Origin of the sequence: Sphingomonas sp. So64.6b (genome assembly GCF_014171475.1) — a bacterium.
In the GTDB taxonomy this organism is placed as follows: Bacteria; Pseudomonadota; Alphaproteobacteria; order Sphingomonadales; family Sphingomonadaceae; genus Sphingomonas; species Sphingomonas alpina_A.
Map to the genome: position 1 here is coordinate 4,850,700 of NZ_CP048817.1, position 18,679 is coordinate 4,869,378.

An 18,679-nucleotide genomic window follows, 5' to 3' on the forward strand; every position below is an offset into this window, starting at 1 on the left:
ATCCCTTGTTCGTTACTTCTGCCGCGTCTGCAGCTGGTGATATTTGAACCGGGCGCGCGCTTCGTCGAGCCGCATGCCGCCTCGGCATGCTTCGCGAATGCGGCCCTCCACTGCATGAATCTCTTCGGCCGCAGCGAGTACCGCTTCTTCGTGCGCCTGCGGGATCACGACGACGCCATCGGCATCGCCGTGCAGGATGTCTCCCGGCGCCACACGTGCGCCGCCGATGTTGACCGGGCAATTGGTCGCTTCGACCTGCACTCGGTCCTTGCCGGTGCGCATCCAGTGGCCGCGGCTGAACACTGGATAACCAAGGCTGCGGCATAGCGCGACGTCGCGGCTGATCCCGTCGATCACCGTTCCCGCCAGACGCCGGCGATGGGCGATCTCGGTCAGGATATCGCCCCAGATCGTCGCGTCGTCGCGCCCGCCATTGTCGATCACGACTACATGCCCCTCCTGCACGTCGTCGATATAGTCGCCGACCGTCCCCGGCGGCGTCGATGCCGGGCCGCACAGCATGGTGAAGGCGCGGCCCGCCATCCGGAAGGACGGGTCACGCCCAGCGATCCGATAACATTGCCCGACGATGCCGAGGCGGTCGAGCGCGTCGCTGATCGTCGCGGTATCCATCGCGCCCGCGCGTGCCACGTTGCGGTCATCGCTCATCACGCCTCGCTTCTCAGCATATATTCGTAGTTCGCGCCCAACACCGCGCTGGCCAGTTCGCCGGTCCCGAGGCGACGCGTCATCTCCGCCTCGCGGCGAGCGATGTCTTCAGCGGCATCGAGAACGCGGTCGATGTCGGTCGGCGCAACGAACACCGCCGCGCTGGAATCGCAGATGACGTAGTAGCCCGCCTCCACCGTGAAGCCGCCCACTGCCACCGGCACGTCGGTCGCATCCTCATAGACGCGGTTGCGCGCGGTGCGGGCGGTGTAACCGCGGCAGAAAACTGGAAAACCGATCTCACGCGCCTCATCCACATCGCGGACCAGCCCCTCGGCGATCACGCCCGCGATCCCCTTGATCAACGCGCCGCGAGACAGGATGCCGCCCCAGCAGCCCGCGTCGATCCCCGTGGACTGTTCGACCACGATCACGTCGTCCGGCCCGCTCGCGTCGATCGCAGCTGCGCCGAGATGGACTGGCGGACGACCGGCGGGCGGGTTGCCGGACTTCAGCTTCACCGTATGCACCCGCCCCGCGATCCGGGATCCGGGAGAGGCCGAGCGCAGCCCGGTGACGCACCCTGTCAAGCCGAGCTTGTCCAGCGCGTCCGAAACCGCGCAGGCATCGAGAGCCCTCAGGCGGACCACCTTCACATCTTCCGTCATGGAATCCTCGTCATTGCCAGGCGACGAAACCGTTCGCCGTTCCGGTGCCGGCTTCCGAGCGGTAACACGCCTCATAGCCGACGACGTCACCGGTCAGGTCCGTATCGAACAACACGCCCGCGGCCGCGATCCAGGTCTTCAGTTCGGATGTGCCGGACTGGAGATGACGGTCCTCGATCGCGCACAGCGTCTCGATGTCCCGCGTGCGCAATGCTTCGAAGAACTTTCGATCGAAAGCCTCATCGATGACGAAATGGCTCATCCCGCCCGATCCGAACACCGCGACGCGCAGGTCCTTGTCCCAGCCGCGGATGACCTGCCCGATCGCCCGTCCCAGATCGAAGCAGCGGCGCGCGGTCGGCTGGTTGGGCGGGAAGAAGGTATTGATGATGACCGGCAGGTTCGGGACGACGCGGTCGCGCATGATTTGGCGGTAGATGAAGCCGAGCGAATGTGGCGCGCCGCTGGACCAATGCCCCACTGGTTCGGGCAGACGCTTCGAGACTGCGAGATCCCAGCCCTGCGGGACAAGCTGGCGGCAGACCTCCGTGCCGAGTTCGGGCAGGGCGGGATATTCGCGACGCTCGGGCGGGCTGTGCCCCCATTCCGCTTCATGGATGCCAGGCGGCATCCGTGCGGCTTGTTCCTCGGTGGCCGGTTGATCCCAGATCGTATCGCCAAGGTAGATCGTCACGGCCGGCGTCACGTCTTCCAGGAATAGTTCGCGCTGGTCGTTGCCCATGATGACGGCGATATCGACCTTGGCCGCTGCGAAGCGATCCGCCATCTCGGCGATGGCGCGTTGGCATGATGCCGAGCGTCGTTCGCGTTCCGCAAGCGACGACGCCTCGGCAAGTCCTTCGTCCTTGCGCAACGTCACCAACGCATCGAAGTCATAAATCTCGCCGCGGAACGGATGCGCGTTGCGCTTGTCGGCGGCGACCCGCAGCAGCCACTGCTCGGGCGTGGTGGATAAAGTCGGCCCATGCGACGTCCACATTCCTAGCACGATCTCGGCCATGTTCTCTTTCCACCTTTCCAGCTGTGACTGCATCGGATTTTGTAGACTCAGTAAACAATATGAACGCCACTTACAACATTGTATCGCTTGTTATAGGAAGCGGGTCGGCATCATGATCGTGCGCCACATATGTGCCGAAGGGCTGTCGTCGAAGCCGAGTCCTTCGGCCGGCTGGCGGAAATTACGGCCGATGAGGTCGGTGAAATCCTCGATATCGACGATCACGTCGGCATCGAATGCGTAAAGGTCGTTCATCGTCACAAGCCGCGCGCTCATGTACCACCGGTGGGCGCGCGCCGCTTGATAGGCGCGGTCGATATGCGGGTCGGGCCGGTAATCCGCACCGAGCATGCGCAGATAGGCCTCGGGATATTCATACCCGACCGATTCATCGGGATAGAAGCGTAGCGCCTGATGCTGGCGAACCGCCCAGGCGACTTCCGGATCGACATAGGGTTCGATCAGCTGCGCGCCCCAATATCCGTGATCGGCGCGGATGAAGCCGATCACCGAAATGTCGTGCAGGAGGCAAGCCAGAACGATCTTTTCATCGTGCCCCGCCCGCAGCGCCAGGCGCGCGCTTTGCAGCAGGTGCGCCGATGGGCCGAACCGACAGCGGAAAAAGTCGATCAGCGTCGGCCGCGCGGGCATCGTCGAAAGGCGCGGGTCGGGGCCCATGAGATATGGGCGCCCGGCTGGATTGGCTGCTACCGGACGCTCCTTCACCGGATCGATCTCGCCCGACACATAGATCACCGACTTGACCGCCAGCGCTTCGAGCTGGCGGCTCATCTCCTCCTCCAACGCGTCGGCACGCTGGTGGAGGTCGTCGAGCCGGTTCATGCTCATCCGGCCCTCGTCGCGGAGTGAAGGCGGTCGCGATACAGCGGGCGGACGCGCGACAGCATCAGCGCCGCCAGCAGTGCCAGCCCGACGAACAGCGCGAAGCCCATCGCGTAGCTGCCGTTCCGGTCGTAGAAGAACGCAAGCAGCGCAGGCCCCGATGCGGACCCAAGCGAAAAGAAGCCGGTGATCACCGGCAGCACCCGGTTCATGTGCTTTGGCCCGTAGACATGCTTGGCGAGCACCGGGCCTTCGCAGACGAGCCCGCCATGCGCGACGCCGAGCGAGAAGCTGAACAACAGTGCCGTCGCATAATTGTCGACCGGAAAGGCCAGGATCACCATCAGCGCGATGAGCAGATACCAGAGCGTCACCCCGCGCACGGAATATTTGTCGAAGAACCAGCCCGCCACGAACTTGGAAAGCATGCCGACCAGGAAGGTGACCGACAGCGCGCTGACTGCGAGTGCCGGGCTCAAGCCCGCCTCACGCGTGAAATAGAGCTGGGAGTTCTGGAATAGTCCCTGATCGACGCCAGCGATGATCATCACGCTGAGCACGATGCCCCAGAACATCGGCCGGCGGATCAGTTGGCCAAAGCTGAGGTCGAGTTCCGCCGCACGCGCCGCGCCAGCCACGCCCGGTGAGGACGCTGCGGCATTGCTGCTCCCGATCTCCGGCAAAAGCTCCTCTTCAGTCGGCTCCGGCCTGGCGGCGAGGATCAGCGGAATCGCGACCACGAAGATGCCGATGCCGATCAACGCGAAAGTGAGCCGCCAGCCGAGCGCCGGCATCGTCGCCAGAATATACCAGGGAAAGACGATACCGCCGATGCTCGATCCGGCCAATGCCATCGCACCGGCCAGCCCGACATTGCGGACGAACCAGCGCGACACCATCAGCTTGATGCACAACAACACCGCGCCTTGGCCAAGTCCGATCAGGAAGCCTGTCAGATAATAGGTCCAGACCGAATGCACCGCGAGGAATGCCGCGAATCCGATCGCCTGAAGCGTGACAACGGTGAGGAATACAGGCTTGAGCCCGAAGCGTTCGACCAGGGGGCCGATCAGGAAGATCGCGACAACCGCCCCGGTGATGCCCTTCCACGTATAGATCAGCGTCGCGGTGGTGCGCGACCAGCCGAATTCGTGGATGACCTCGTTGTACAACAGCGGCATGCTGGCGGTCGGGCCGCCGAATGCGAAGAAGAAGATGAGGAAGCCCGCGGCCACCACCCTCCACCCCGGATAGTCGAGGTTCACACCGAACAGGCTTTTTTGAACAAGCGCCCCGGTCGCCATGTCAGCTCCCTATCCTACGCGCCGCCGCGCATGGCGGCGCCCATATGTTATGGCCGCCGGTATCTGACTGCGTAGTGTGCGAGTCAATCATTCTGTTGCTTATGACAACATCTTCGTTGCATTTCCCCGGTCATCGATCGGGTTCGAACAGGAGGAGGTGACGACCGTCGGGGAGCGGGTGCCAATAGGGCTTCAGCGGGAGATCCGCAGCCAGGTCTTCCTCGGCGCACCCGATGAGATTGCTCATGACGTTGACGCCCTCGTCGAGCGTCACCATCGCGACAACATAGGGTTCATGGTCGCGGAACGGCGGTCGTGCGCGGCGCACGATCGTGTAGCTGAACAGCTTCCCGCGGCCCGAGACTTCGCGCCATTCGAGCGTGTCGCGCCGGCCGGTGAAGATGCTCGTCGGGCGAGGGTAGAATTGAAATGCGTCCGCGATGCGATCATATTGGATCACAAGCCGCTTCTCGCGCGTCGCATCCCAGAAAGGCGCGGAAAAGCTGCGCGCGGGCGGCAGCGGCCGTTCGATGTCGAGCAAGTCGTTCAGTCGGGTCATGCCGCCCTCAAGCGTTAGGTGTGAGGATCAGGACGGTGCTGGTGTTCCAGTTGCGGCCGTAGGGAATACCGCCGATCCCGGTCACCAGTGCGCTGGCGCTGTTCCGCACCTGTCGTGGCCCGCCGTCCCCGAATAGCTGGCGCACCGCCTCTACCAGGTTGGTGCCGCCACCCGCCAAACCGCATTGGCCCGCGGAAATCTGGCCGCCGCCGGTGTTGAGCGGCAGATCGCCGGAGAACTGAAAATCGGTCTCGTGGATGAAGGCGGCACCTTGGCCATGCGGACAGAAGTCCAGCATCTCCAACTGCATCATGATCGCGATGATGAAGTCGTCATAGGGATGGAAGGAACCGATGTCGGCCGGCGTTAGCCCGGCTTGGGCGAAGGCGCGTTCGCCGGCGACGCGGTGGCCGGTCAAGGTCGGATCGACGATCGAACTGCGCGCGCCGACATTGGTGCGCTCACCATAACCGACCGGCACGACGCAGCGGGTGAGACCACGCTTCTCCGCCGCCTTGCGTCCCGTCACGAGTACGCCACTCGCGCCGTCGCATGGCATCACGCAGTCGAGCAAGCGGATCGGATCGTTTATCATCCGCGAGTTGACATAATCGTCGACGGTGATCGGCGTGCGCAGCTTTTCGCAGGCATTGTCGTTTCGCAGGGCGTGCTCACGTTGCGCCACCGCCAGCTTGCCGAGCGCATGAGGATCGAGTCCGAAGCGATCGTCATAATAACGGCTGAGCATGCCAAAGGCAGCCGGCGCGCCGAGATAGCCGAACGGCGTCGTCCATTCCGCGCCATAGGATCGCGGCCGGCCGTTATTCTCCGCCACCGCCGTGTCGGCGAACAGGCACAGCACCGTCGCCGCCAGCCCTGCATCGATCGCGGCGCAGGCGCGCGCGACCGCGCCGAGCGGCGAGCTGCCGCCGATATCAACCGTCTGGCAGAAGTTGAGCTCCAGCCCCAGCTGATCGGCCATGGTCTGCGACCAGAAATTGTTGCCCGCCCCGGTCGAGGACGACGACAGGATCAGCCCGTCGATCTCGTCATTGGCGATCCCGGTCTGCCCGATGATGTCGTCAAGGATTTCAGCGGCGAGCTCCCATATGTCGACCTCGCTGCGCGGGACGATCTTGGTCTCCGCATAACCGATGATGGCATTGTCGCTGAGCGCCATGATCTCAATCCTCTCGCGTAATTTCGTCCGGGGCGACCACCTTGTTCTCGCCGCGCTCGATAAAGGCCGCGATGCGGCTGGTGTCCGTTGCGCCCCGCGAGGCGCCCCCGATCAGGCCTTCGAAGAACAGTCCATCGCCGTGGCCCATCTCGGCGATGCGGGGCAGCGCCGCGCAGATCGCCCAGTTGGTGGTCGGCGCATTGCTCGCGATCGACAGCGCCAGGTCCTTCGCCTTGCTCAGCGCCTCGCCGGCGGGGACGACATATTGGCACAGGTTGGCGCGTTCGCCCTCAGCCGCGCTCAGGACACGACCCGTCAGCATCATGTCGGACATGCGGGCATAACCGATCAGCCGTTGAATCCGCACCGCGCCACCGCCGCCGACGAAGATGCCGCGTTTGGCTTCGGGCAGCGCGAAGAAGCCGGTTTCGTCGGCCACGCGGATTTGACACGCTGCGGCGATTTCCAGCCCACCGCCGATACAAGCACCTTGGATTGCGGCGATCCACGGTATGGGGCCGCGTGCGACAAGTTCGAGTGGCACCGTCCAGCGCCCTCGCTCCCAGGGCTTGAAGGGCGCGCCGCCGCTCATCCGCGCTGCCGCTTCCGTCAAATCAAGACCGGCGGAGAAATTGCCGCCATGGCCGAACAGCACGCCTACCCGTGCCTCGCCCGCCGCCCGCTCGAACGCGGCGTGCATCTGCTCCATTACGGCGATGTTGACGGCGTTGCGCTTGGCGGGGCGATCGATGCCGACGATCGCGATGTCGCCTTCCAGCTCGTAGGTCACCAGGGTCTCGCTCATCTCGACTTCCTTTCGATGGGCGCGTCGCTCAACCCTGGCCTGTAATGACTAGCGCATCCACCGCGGTGAGGCCCTGTCCTTCGGCATGAACGAAGACGGGATTGAGATCGATCTCCTCGATCTCGGGCACGGTCATCATCAGCCTGCCGATCAGCGACGCCGTCGCCGCGACGGACTGTATGTCGACCGGGGGTGCACCACGCACGCCATGCAACAATTTGGCGCTGCGCAGCTTGTCGAGTTCGGCAATGATATCCTTGACCGCCATGTCCGCCGGCACCAGCCGCACGTCTCCCAACGCTTCCACCCAGATGCCGCCGAGACCGATCAGCACCACCGGACCCCATTTCGGATCGCGCTTCGCACCGATCATCAGCTCCAGCCCCTTGTCAGCCATGCGTTCGATCAGCACGCCATCGAGCATGAGACCCGGCGCCGCGCGCGCGATATTGTCGTGCAGCGTCTGCCAGGCGGTGCGCAGGGCGTCGGCGTTGCGGATGCTCAGCATCACGCCACCCGCCTCCGTCTTGTGCGCGAGCGCGCCCGCCTGCGCCTTGATCGCGACCGGGAAACCAACACGTTCAGCGATCGCTACTCCCTCGTCCAGCGTGCGGGCAAGGTCGCCATCGGGGATCCGGATACCGATCGCCGAAAGCAAACGCTTGCCCACCCATTCAGGCTGCGGGCCGCGGCCCAGCACGCCCAGATCTTCGAACGGCGCGTGGATGACCGAACGAGCATTGCGTTCCAGCGCGCGTCCATAGTGCGTGACGCGAGAGATCGCCCGCATCGACCGCTCAATCGACCGGCTGAGTATCAGCCCGTTGTCGAGCACTGCCTGCGCGAAATCTGGATCGAGCTCCGGGGCAGGAAAACTGAGGATCGCGGGCTTGGAGCGGCCCTTCAGCGCCTCGACGAAATAAGGACCATAGGTGTGCTGCGACCGCGCGGTGCCGCTGTTGATCGCAACGATCACGCTGCCCAGGTTCGGATCGCTCATCAACGCTTCGGTGCCGATCTGCGTCAGCTCGGGCTGCCAGATAGCCTGGGTGCCGAGATCCAGCGGGTTCTTGGGCGGAATATATGACGGCAGCTTAGGCTCCAGAGCAGCGCGGACGTCCTCGGTCAGCGCCGGCATCTCCAGCCCTTCTTCCTCCAGGAAATCGTGCGCGATCGCACAGAAGCCCCCCGAAAATGTCAATATGCCCGGTCCGGCCACCGGCGGCTGCGGATAGCGCGCGAGGATTTCGGCGACATCGACCAGCTCTTCCAATGTCTCGACAAGCGTCACGCCCGCGCGGGAAAGATGGACTTGCATAGACACATAGTCGCCGGCGAGCGCACCGGTATGCGACTGGATCGCCGCTTTGCCCTTCTCGCCGCGTCCGGGGTGGATCGCGATGACGGGCTTGCCGGCAGCACGCGCCCGACGGGCGGCGGCGAGGAACTCCTGGGGTTTGCGCACCTCCTCCAGATAGAGCGCGATGACCGTGGTGGCGGGGTCGAGCGTGAAGAAATTGATGAAGTCGGCGAGCCCGATGCCGGCCTCGTTGCCGGTCGAGACCGTGTACGACATCGGCAGTCCGCGAGAAGCTAGTGTCGAACTGACATATGCCATCAGTCCTCCGCTTTGCGACACCATCGCGACCGCTGGCCGGGTGCCGTCGGATGGCGTGCGCGCGACCTTGCGCGCATTGGCGAAGCCGACCGGCATGCCGTCGACCAGGTTGGTATAGCCGAGACAATTGGGGCCGAGCATCGCGATGCCGCCGTCGTGGGCGATGGCCGCCAGTTCCTCCTGCGCGGAATGGTTGCCGATCTCCGCGAAGCCCGAGGAAAATACGGTCACCGCCCGCACGCCGCGCCGCACGCACGCCTCCATTGCATCTTTCACCGCCACGGCGGGGAGGGCGAACACGGCAAGATCGACGCCCTTGGGCAGATCGTCGATGCTTTGCGAAACCGGGACGCCATCGATCTCGCCGTCGGCGCGGCCGACGATATGCACGTCGCCCGCAAATTCGTTGAGCTTCAGGTTGGTCAGCACGGTGCGCCCAGCGGTTGCCGCCTTCGACGACACGCCGACGATCGCGACCGAACGGGGCCGCATGAACAACTCGACCGCTGCGGCGCTGGCGCCGGCTGCGATCAACGATTCATGGGTGTCGGGCACAATCGTGGTGTTCATGTCGTTTCCGTTCGCGAAATTATGGCTCCGGCAATGCCGAAAGCCAGTATGGCATGGTCAGGACCGGATCGGCCGGCGCATAGGCCGGCCGATCCGGCGATCAGAATTCGAACCGCATGCCGATTTTATAGCTGCGTCCGATACGGTCGTAGAACCCTGCGAGCTGGGTTGCCGGGAACGGCGGATCGACACCCAGCAGGTTGTTGACCACACCGTACAGCTGGACGCGCTTTTTGCCGTCGTTGATGATGTTCACCGACCCGCTCCAATTGAGATAGAAGCGCGAGTCGACGTTCATCGGGCCCACCGAGATCGGCGACGCCGCATTATAGTCGGGATCGCCCGGCTGGACGAGTGTGGCATCGACGATACCGCCCTGGATCCAGCGCGCGGTCAGCGTCGTTGCGAAGCGGTCGTTCGAATAACCGACACTGCCGTTGAGCTGCCAGTGCGGCACGCTCGTCGCCCCGGTATTGAGGCCCGAAGCGAAGCCGCCCAACTGGCCGGCACGATCGATCACGCTGCCGCGAGTCTGGATAATGCCGGCAGCATTGAAGGTCGGCGCGACGCCCAGGCCATCATCCGAGATGAGATGGGCGACATAGGATCCGTAGACCCGCGTCGAGACATTGCCGGCGAGCGCGTTGAAACGATACGAGAGCTCGAAATCGACGCCACTGGTCTTGAGCGACGCGAGGTTGAGCAGCGCTTGAGTGACCGACACGATTTCGGTGTTGGTGCCGGTGCCCGACCGTGCCACGTTCGCACAAAAGGCGCCCGGTCCGCTCCCCTGTATCTCGGCATAGCAATTGTCGAGGATCTGTTGTGCCGGATAATTGGAGATCGCTCCGTTGATCTTGATGTTGTAATAGTCGGCCGAGATCGACAGGCCGGGGATGAAGCGCGGCTCGAAAACCGCTCCCAATGTCAGCGTGTCGGCCCTTTCCGGGGCAAGCGCCGGGCTGGGTTCGAACACCACGGTGTAGGAACGTGAGACGCCGTTAAACGGATTGCGCAGCGTCGATTGGGTGCTCGTCGTTGCGAAGAGTTCCGAACTGTTCGGCGCGCGGATGTCGCGCGAACGCGTGCCGCGCAGACGCACTCCCTTGATCGGTTCCCAGGTGAGACCCGCCTTCCAGGTCGTCACGCCGCCGGAAGACTGATAATCGGTATAGCGAATGGCGGCGTTGAAATCGAGCGACTGAAACCCGGGTATATCCTTGGCGAGCGGGACTACGACCTCGGCATAGCCTTCCTTGGTATTGAACGATCCCGAATAGGGCTGGGGGTTTGAGAAGTTGAAGCCGCGCGCCTCGGCGATCGCGTCGACAACGCTCTCCGCCTTGTCCTGGCGATATTCGCCGCCGAACGCGAGCGACACCGGCCCCGCCCAGGTCGAGAAGGGCTCACCACGCAAATTGGCCGCGACGACGGTCTGCGAGATGGTGATCTGCTGGAACTGATTGCCGTTCACATAGTCGATGGCCGCTTGGCTCATCGCATTCTCGCCGAACAGGTTGAGCGGCGCGCAGCCCGCCGCACGCGCGGTTTCATTGCGGCATACCACCTGACCGCTCGGCAGCCGGATCGCATCGTAGGCGTACAGGAAATTCTGCTGGATACGATTATTGTGAATCTGCGATTCCAGCGTGTTCTTGCCGTACTGGGCATAGGCGTCCCAGCCCCAGCCGCCGCCAAGATCGCCCGACAGCCCACCGACGATGCGATAGGTGGTGTTGGTGTTCTCGATCCGCGTGCGCGAGAAATCGGGATTGGCGCGGCCGAGGTAAAACTGCCCGATCCCGTTCGCATCCATGATCGCGCCGACCTGCGTCGGCAGGAATGCGTTGTCGCGCCGGATCAGGATGGCATTGGCGCCCGAGACCGCGGTATCGCGCGGCACTGGCCCTGAATAGTCCGAGCCGGACGTGGCATAGCTGCCCTGCGCGAAGATCTTTATCGAATCGCTGAGTTCATAGTCGAACTTGGCCACCACCGAGTGACGGTTGATTGGCAGGACGAGCGTGTGCCCAAGTCGAGTGATGACGCCGGCCGAACTGGAGAAGCCGATCGATGAACCGCCCGTTTCGTTACCATAGGTGAAGTTGCCGACCGCGCCCGGCGTTGGAAAGTAGATTCCGCGCAGCGCGTCGACGCCATTACCCGGATTGGTGTCGGCATTGACCCCAAGGATCACGCCGCCAACCAGCGAATTCACATATTGCACGCCAGAGGCGAAAATGCGCGAAGGCGTGCCGGCCGGACGGTTGGTGGCGTAGGACACGATCTCGTCGCCGCGGCGCGCCCAATCGCGATCGAGGAAGCTGTGAACGCCATTGGACTTCATATATTCGCCGCCAATGATGAAATTGCCGCGGCCGCCAGCGAAGCTCGTGCCCCATGCCAGGCTGGCGCGGCGCTCGAAATTGTCGCCGTCCTCAGCAATCCCCATCGACAAGTCGGCCTTCAGCCCCTCCAGCTTGCGCTTCAGGATCACATTGACCACGCCCGAAATCGCGTCCGAGCCATAAGCCGCCGAGGCACCGCCCGTCACGACATCGACGCGGTCGATCATCACTGTCGGGATCAGGTTGAGATCGACCTGCCCGGTCGACGCGGTCGGCACGTGCCGGCGGCCGTCGACCAGCGTCAGCGTGCGGATATTGCCCAGCGCGCGCAGATCCGCAAATGTTGCACCCGAAAGGCTGGATGCCTGGGTGTTGGTCTGGGCCGACACGCTGGCCCGGAACGATGGGATTTCGTTGAGATAGTCGCCGACATTGCTCAGACCGCGGGTCTCGAGCGCTTGGGACGTGACGACCGTCGTCGGCGTCGGCGCGTCGAAGCCGTCGCGGGCGACGCGCGAGCCGGTGACGATGATGTCGCCTTCGGTTCGCGCTTCGCGCGATGCCGGTGGCGCGTCGGGCTGCGGATCAGCATCCTGCGCTAGAGCCGGCGAGGCTGAAGCAAGGATCGCCACCGAGGCGACCGATGCAAACAGCCAGGTACGTTGATTCCAAGTGCGTTGAGTCACAGCCCTCTCCCATCGTGCGCGAGGTTATCCCCGCTTGTTTAGACTTGTGAGGCAACCTGACGGCCACCGATCCAGCATCATTGTATAACTATAATATCTTTCATCAGCCGCGACCGAGGAACGGCATGGGAAGCGGCAACATCGTCCCTTCGAGAAAATTCACATGGTCTGGAAGGTCGATCATCGCGAGAATTGCCCGCGCCGCGACATCCGCGCCGATACGCTGACCAGACGCGGCGCCCGGCGCAGATTGCGGGCGCCCCTCCAGCTCCGTCCCGATCACGCCCGGATGGAAAATCGACGACGCGATACCGAACGCACGGCCGTCGAGCGCCAGCGAATGGTTAAGTCCGGTCAGCGCGAACTTGCTCGCGGCATAGGCGGCAGTGTTCTCCCGAGGCACGAGCGCGGAAAGACTGCCGACATGGATCATGCGGCCACCTCCTTGGCGCTTCATCACGCGCAACGCTTCGCGCGCGCAGTAGAATGCACCGGTAAGGTTTGTGTCGATGACCTCGCTCCATCGAGCAGACGACAATTCGTCCGTGGGCGAATGATCTGCGAGACCAGCATTGTTGATGAGGACATCTATCCGCCCGAATCTATCGAGCGCCGCAGTAAACATGGCCTCGACCTGCGCCTCGTCGCGCACATCGCATTCAACCGCGAGCGCCTCCGCGCCATCGGCCGTCACTTCCGTGACGAGCGAGTCGAGCCGATCCTTCCGCCGGGCGCCGACGACAATCCGCATTCCGGCACCGGCGAGAGCGAGCGCCAGGGCACGGCCGAGTCCCGAACTGGCCCCCGTCACGATCGCGACCTTGCCCAGGATGTGTGTCACTCCTTCTCCTCTCCGCTGCGGTTTCAACGGCCCATTCAGTGGAAGCCTGTTGCCGACACCAGGTCGATTCGTGGTTGCAAATCGATGCTACAGACAACTATATACCAATGTAAAGCAGCTTGTCATAGAATCCCGGTTTGGAGAGAATATGTTGACACCAGACGAACTGGCGTTCGCGGAAGAGGTCAGGGCCTTCGTCCGGGCCGAATGCCCGGAAAAGACCCGCGCCAAGGTCTTCGATGCCGTGCGCATCACCTCGGATGAGCGGCGATCCTGGCATAGCGCGCTGCACGCTCGCGGATGGGCCGCACCGCACTGGCCCGTCGAACATGGCGGCACGGGCTGGGGCGCGGTGCAGACCTACATATTCGCCGAAACGCTCGCGGAAGAAGGCGCGCCGGATTTAGGGTCGTTTGGGCTCAAGATGCTCGGCCCGACGCTGATCCGATATGGCAGCGACGCCCAGAAAGCACGCTATCTGCCCCGCATCCTGTCCGGCGAGGATTTCTGGTGTCAGGGCTTTTCGGAACCCGGAGCGGGCTCCGACCTCGCATCGCTGAAGACCCGCGCGGAACTGGTTGACGATCACTGGATCGTGAACGGGCAGAAGATGTGGACGACGATGGCGCATGAGGCGAACATGATGTTCGCCCTGGTGCGCACCGATCCTCAGTCGGCGAAACCGCAGACGGGGATCTCGATGCTGCTGATCGACCTGGCGACGCCGGGCATAGACATCCGCCCGATCCTGCTTCTGAATGGAGAGCGTTCCACCAACGAGGTGTTCTTCGACAATGTTCGCGTGCCGGCTGCCAACCTGGTCGGCGAACCTCACCAGGGCTGGACTTATTCGCGCGTCGTGTTGGGAAACGAGCGACTGAGCATCGCGCGCATCGGCCTGAACCGCCGCCAGCTCGCCAAGCTGAAGTCGCTCGCACAAGCCGAGGGCCTTCTGGATGCGCCTCTGTTCCGTGCCCGCGTCGCCAGTGCGGAGATAGAGCTGGCGGCACTGGAGGCAATGGCCATCGGCATGCTGGACCGGGCGCGTGCCGGCGTCGCGCCCGGCATCGAGGCCAACATGCTCAAGATCAAGGGCTCGGAACTGCAGCAGACGCTCGCCGAACTGCTCGTCGATACGCTGGGTCGGCGCGCTGCGCCTTTTGGTCCTGATGCGGCCGATCCGGCGCAGCCGCGATCGGCGTCCTTGTTCAAAAGCCATTTCGATACGCGAGTGGTCACCATCTATGGCGGCTCGAACGAGATACAGCGCAATATAATCGCCAAGTCGCTTGGCCTGGGGGCAACACGATGAGCATCTCCTCCACCGCGCAGAACCCTGCAAGCCTCGACGACGGCGCGGATATGCGCGCGTTGTTGAGTCAATCTCTGGCGACGCTGCTGGGTCGCCTTTATTCGTTCGAGCAGCGGAATGTCGGCCGATCCGTAACCGGGCGCGGAGTCGATGGCGCCTGGCAGGCCTATGCGGACCTCGGCTTGCTGGCGCTTGGCTTGCCGGAGGCGCATGGCGGTTTCCCCGGAGGTCTTGCCGACATCGCCATGGCGGCCGAATTGATGGGCGGCGCCATGACGCTGGAGCCCTATCTTCCGACCATGCTCGCGGCGCGGATGATTGCGGCGGCGGGCACAGCGGAGCAACAGGCGGCGTGGCTTCCAGGCATCGTGTCGGGCAAGGTCCATGCTGCCATCGCGCATCGGGAGGGTGGTGGCCGCCTCGGACATCCGGTAGAGACCATGGCGAACCCCGAGGGCACCGGCTGGCGGCTGAACGGCAGAAAGTCGGTTGTCGCCGGCGGTGATGAGGCAGACATCTTCATCGTCTCGGCGCTCCTTGATGGCGAAGTCGAACTGTTCCTCGTTCCGGCAGCCGATGTCCGACGCCGGAGCTATCGCTGTTTCGACTGGACCGGCGCCGCTAATCTCGATCTCGACGGAACGGTCGTATCTTGCGCAATGAGGATTCCAGGCGGAGAGCGCGTGCTGGCCCGCGCGCTTGACGAATCCGTCGCGCTTGCCTGCGCCGAGGCGGTGGGAGCAATCCGCGCGGCAAACAGGCTGGTCCGCGAACACACCGGCACACGTCGCCAATTCGGCCGGTCACTCGACAGCTTTCAGGTGCTGCAACACCGTATGGTCGACATGGCCATCGCGGAGGAGCTGGCGGCGCCGATCGCTCAGGCCTCGATCACGGCATGCGAAACCGCCACGGCTGATGCCCGAGCGCAAGCTGTTTCGGCTGCCCAGGTCAAGGTCGGCGACGCCGCGCGGCTGGTTGGCCAGCAATGCGTTCAGTTGCACGGCGGCATGGGGCTGACACAGGAATACCCAGCCTCGCACCTGTTCGCGCGATTGGGTCTGTTCGAGCGCCTGCATGGCAATCGTGACGAGCACCTCGAACGCTACGCAGCCTTGATGGTGCGAACGCTCGAGGAGAAGGTCGGCCAGTAAAGAAGGGGGTCGCGATCAGCCTTTGGCGGCGCCCTGGCTGGGCGACCCCGCGCCGGGAGGCGCCGTTATCCCATTGATCCGCGTCCCGCCGCTCACCGTGCCGATCGCGCGGCGGGCGAAGTCGCCAGGATATGGTATGTTCGGCTCACTGATCCTGTCGAGCGTCGCGATATCCTCAGGCGGCAAGTGGAGCGTCGCGGCGGCGGCATTTTCCGACAATTGCTCGACGGTGTGCGCGCCGAGCAGGATCATCGCCAGCGCCGGCTGTACGCGCAGCCAGGCGAGCGCCGCTTGCGACGGCGTGACGCCGTTACGCGCCGCGATCGCGATCAGCGCGTCGAGGATCGCATCGCTGCGATCATTCAATGCGCGTCCGACGAAGACTGCCCGCCCCTCCGCATCATGGCCGTCCGGACGGGCCTTGCGGTAGCGTCCGCTGAGCGCGCCGTTGCGCAACGGCGACCAAGCCGCGATGCCCATGCCGTACGCCTGCGCCATCGGTACATGTTCGATCTCGATACTGCGCTCCATCAGCGAATATTGCAGCTGCAGCCCCGCGATCGGCATGTGATTGCGCGCTTGCGCGACCCAGTGCGCCTCGGCGACCTTCCATGCGGGCGTGTTCGACAGGCCGACATGGAGGATCTTTCCGGCGCGCACGAGGTCGTCCAGCGCGCGTAGCGTTTCGTCCATCGGCGTGAATGGATCCCACAGATGCATCCAATAAAGGTCGATCCGGTCGGTACGTAGCCGCCGAAGCGACTCCTCGCAGGTCTGCATGATCGCTTTTCGCCCGGCTCCGCCGGCATTTGGATCGCCGGGCCGGGTGTTCGACCCGAACTTGCTCGCGATCACGAGCCGGTCGCGCGCGTGCGGTTCGGCGGCGAGATAGTCGCCGATGATGGCCTCTGCTTCACCTCCGCCATAGCTGTTGGCGGCATCGAGGAAGTTGCCGCCGAGTTCGCGGTACCGGGCGATCAGCCGGTGGGCCGAGGCGGGATCGAGGCTCCATCCCTGGCTGCCGCCGAAGTTGAACGCGCCCAGCGCAAAGCGGCTGACGCGCAGGCCCGAACGACCAAAAGTGACGAAGTCGTCGAGCATGATGGCTCCCTGCATTGCTTGCACAAACTATCGTACTGTCATACTCTTTGGTTCTGTTGCGCGAAAGCGCGAGCTAATGCAAGGACGATAGTCGTGCACGACAAAACCGCAATTGCCGCTCCGGCACTTGCCACGCCCGAGAGCGGATACGGCATGTTGATCGATGGCGAGATCGTCGTCGGCGAAGCGTTCATCGAGGTGGTCAATCCGGCGACGGGCGAGCCTTTCGCGTTCGCACCCGATGCGACGCGAGCGCAACTGGACCGTGCTGTCGCTGCCGCTGCTCGCACCTTTCCGGCGTGGAGCGCGACACCGATCGATGAGCGCCGCACCGTCGTACATCGCATCGCCACGCGCTTGCGCGAACATGCCGAGGCGATCGGGGCGTTGCTGACCGCCGAGCAGGGCAAGCCGCTACGCGACGCGATCGGCGAGGTGCGTCGCGCTGCCGACCACGTTGAGGCGCTGGTCGCGCTCGACATCTCGGGCCGCTTGCTGCGCGATGATGGGCGCGAGCGCGTATGGATCCTGCACCGCCCGCTGGGCGTGGTCGGCGGCATCACCCCATGGAACGTGCCGATAATGCTGGCGATGGTGAAAGTCGCGCAAGCGTTGTACACCGGCAACACGCTGGTGCTGAAGCCGTCGCCGTTTACACCGCTCTCAACGCTGGCGGTCGGCCAGGTGATCGCCGATGTCGTGCCGCCCGGCGTGGTCAATTTCGTCAGCGGCGGAAACGATCTGGGCGCGTGGATCGCCAGTCATCCCGATATCGCCAAGATCAGCTTCACGGGATCGGTCGCGACCGGGCGGCGCGTGATGGAGAGCGCGGCCGGCACGTTCAAGCGGCTGACGCTGGAACTGGGCGGCAACGACCCCGCGATCGTGCTGCCCGATGTAGATATCGCCGCCGCGGCGGAAGGGATCGTTCGCAGCACTTTCGCCAATTGCGGCCAGGTTTGCATGGCGATCAAGCGGGTCTATCTTCATGCCTCGATCCGCGATGCGATGATCGCGGCGATGGCAGAACGCGTGCGCGCGATCCGGATCGGGCCGGGCGACGATCCCGCCACCACGATGGGTCCCATCCAGAACCGCATGCAGTTCGAAAAGATTGCCGCATTGCTCGACCAGGTGCGCGACACGGCCGGCGTGCAATTCGTGACCGGCGGCACCGTGTACCGCGGCGGCGGTTATTTCGTCGAGCCGACGATCGTAACTGGCCTCACCGACGATTCCCCGCTGGTACGCGACGAGCAATTCGGCCCGGTGATGCCGGTGCTGGTGTACGACGATATCGAGGACGCGATCACGCGCGCCAACGCGACCGAATTCGGGCTCGGCGCATCGGTGTGGACTCGCGACATCGACGCCGGCCTGGCCATTGCCACGCGGCTGGAAGCGGGATCGGTGTGGGTCAACCGCCACCTCGGCAACGCCAAGGACGTTCCGTTCGGCGGCGCCAAACATTCGGGATACGGCCGCGAGCAAGGCGTCGCCGGAATGCTTTCCTACACCGAAATGCAGGCGGTTTCGGCGCCTGCGGCCTGAGCGGCGAACACGTGCGCGGGCCTGCGCGGCGTCCTGTTGCGACGATAAGAAAGAGCGAGCCGGCATAGGTCCGGCAAAAGATGCCCTGACCACATCCAGCGCAATGGTTGAATCACGGCGCGAGACCGAGCCAAAGGTCGAACGGGGAGATATGTTACACCAGAGATGTTCCATTTCTCAGGTCACCGTTGCACGACGAAATCAATATAGTTCGTTATACATCAGATGTTTAGTACGGAACGAGCGAGCTTGGGCGGTGCCGGCATTCGGGGAGATATGGGGCATCAAGCGTATCGTGCTCTTGCGCGAATGTCATTCTCTGCGTGTTTTTCGATGTCGCTTTGCCCAAGTGGGTGTCGTCGGCGTCTTCATCGGCAAGCCACCGCGCTCCGGCGCGCGCGCCCTTTATGCCGTAAAACTAGATACGATGTGATAGTCAGCGGGCAGCG

15 protein-coding genes are annotated in these 18,679 nt (G+C 63.9%); 3 read left to right on the forward strand and 12 right to left on the reverse strand.

Annotated elements, in window-relative coordinates; all coding sequences use genetic code 11:
• Window positions 1-12: 12 nt before the first annotated feature.
• From G4G27_RS23120 to G4G27_RS23170, 11 genes are all read right to left on the reverse strand, one after another.
• On the reverse strand, window positions 13-669 hold the full coding sequence (locus G4G27_RS23120; protein ID WP_183110804.1) for an RraA family protein: 657 nt from the start codon (window positions 667-669) through the stop codon (window positions 13-15).
• On the reverse strand, window positions 669-1,337 hold the full coding sequence (locus tag G4G27_RS23125) for an RraA family protein (protein ID WP_183110805.1): 669 nt from the start codon (window positions 1,335-1,337) through the stop codon (window positions 669-671). The genes G4G27_RS23120 and G4G27_RS23125 overlap by 1 nt, the downstream gene beginning before the upstream one ends.
• A gap of 10 nt (window positions 1,338-1,347) precedes the next feature.
• Window positions 1,348-2,358: a protocatechuate 3,4-dioxygenase gene (locus G4G27_RS23130; RefSeq protein WP_183110806.1), complete on the reverse strand. Its 1,011-nt coding sequence runs from the start codon at window positions 2,356-2,358 to the stop codon at window positions 1,348-1,350.
• A gap of 90 nt (window positions 2,359-2,448) precedes the next feature.
• Complete coding sequence (locus G4G27_RS23135) at window positions 2,449-3,207, reverse strand: HD domain-containing protein (protein WP_244624475.1); 759 nt, start codon at window positions 3,205-3,207, stop codon at window positions 2,449-2,451.
• Window positions 3,204-4,505: an MFS transporter gene (locus G4G27_RS23140; RefSeq protein ID WP_183110807.1), complete on the reverse strand. Its 1,302-nt coding sequence runs from the start codon at window positions 4,503-4,505 to the stop codon at window positions 3,204-3,206. Before G4G27_RS23140 ends, G4G27_RS23135 begins: the two co-directional genes overlap by 4 nt.
• 130 nt (window positions 4,506-4,635) lie before the next feature.
• Window positions 4,636-5,064, reverse strand: coding sequence for an OB-fold domain-containing protein (locus G4G27_RS23145; RefSeq protein WP_183110808.1), 429 nt, complete (start codon window positions 5,062-5,064; stop codon window positions 4,636-4,638).
• Window positions 5,065-5,071: 7 nt separating this feature from the next.
• The gene (locus G4G27_RS23150; protein ID WP_183110809.1) at window positions 5,072-6,244 is read right to left on the reverse strand and encodes a thiolase family protein; all 1,173 of its coding nucleotides are present in this window, start codon (window positions 6,242-6,244) and stop codon (window positions 5,072-5,074) included.
• A 4-nt stretch (window positions 6,245-6,248) separates the two neighbouring features.
• A complete protein-coding gene (locus G4G27_RS23155) occupies window positions 6,249-7,049 on the reverse strand; it encodes a crotonase/enoyl-CoA hydratase family protein (RefSeq protein ID WP_183110810.1) in 801 nt (266 codons plus the stop codon).
• A gap of 28 nt (window positions 7,050-7,077) precedes the next feature.
• Window positions 7,078-9,237: an acetate--CoA ligase family protein gene (locus tag G4G27_RS23160; RefSeq protein WP_244624476.1), complete on the reverse strand. Its 2,160-nt coding sequence runs from the start codon at window positions 9,235-9,237 to the stop codon at window positions 7,078-7,080.
• 100 nt (window positions 9,238-9,337) lie between these two features.
• Entirely contained in the window at window positions 9,338-12,271 is a 2,934-nt protein-coding gene (locus tag G4G27_RS23165; protein ID WP_183110811.1) for a TonB-dependent receptor, read from the reverse strand.
• Between the two features lie 103 nt (window positions 12,272-12,374).
• Window positions 12,375-13,112 (reverse strand): SDR family oxidoreductase, encoded by a 738-nt coding sequence (locus tag G4G27_RS23170; RefSeq protein WP_183110812.1) that lies wholly within the window; start codon window positions 13,110-13,112, stop codon window positions 12,375-12,377.
• Between the two features lie 148 nt (window positions 13,113-13,260).
• Here G4G27_RS23170 and G4G27_RS23175 point away from each other — a divergent pair, with 148 nt between their 5' ends.
• On the forward strand, window positions 13,261-14,424 hold the full coding sequence (locus G4G27_RS23175; protein ID WP_183110813.1) for an acyl-CoA dehydrogenase family protein: 1,164 nt from the start codon (window positions 13,261-13,263) through the stop codon (window positions 14,422-14,424).
• A complete protein-coding gene (locus tag G4G27_RS23180) occupies window positions 14,421-15,578 on the forward strand; it encodes an acyl-CoA dehydrogenase family protein (protein WP_183110814.1) in 1,158 nt (385 codons plus the stop codon). Before G4G27_RS23175 ends, G4G27_RS23180 begins: the two co-directional genes overlap by 4 nt.
• 15 nt (window positions 15,579-15,593) lie before the next feature.
• Here the strand turns inward: G4G27_RS23180 and G4G27_RS23185 are convergent, their stop codons facing one another.
• Window positions 15,594-16,679, reverse strand: coding sequence for an aldo/keto reductase (locus tag G4G27_RS23185; RefSeq protein WP_183110815.1), 1,086 nt, complete (start codon window positions 16,677-16,679; stop codon window positions 15,594-15,596).
• 93 nt (window positions 16,680-16,772) lie between these two features.
• On the opposite strand from G4G27_RS23185, the gene G4G27_RS23190 reads away from it, so the two are divergent.
• Entirely contained in the window at window positions 16,773-18,230 is a 1,458-nt protein-coding gene (locus G4G27_RS23190) for an aldehyde dehydrogenase family protein (RefSeq protein WP_244624477.1), read from the forward strand.
• Window positions 18,231-18,679: the final 449 nt, after the last annotated feature.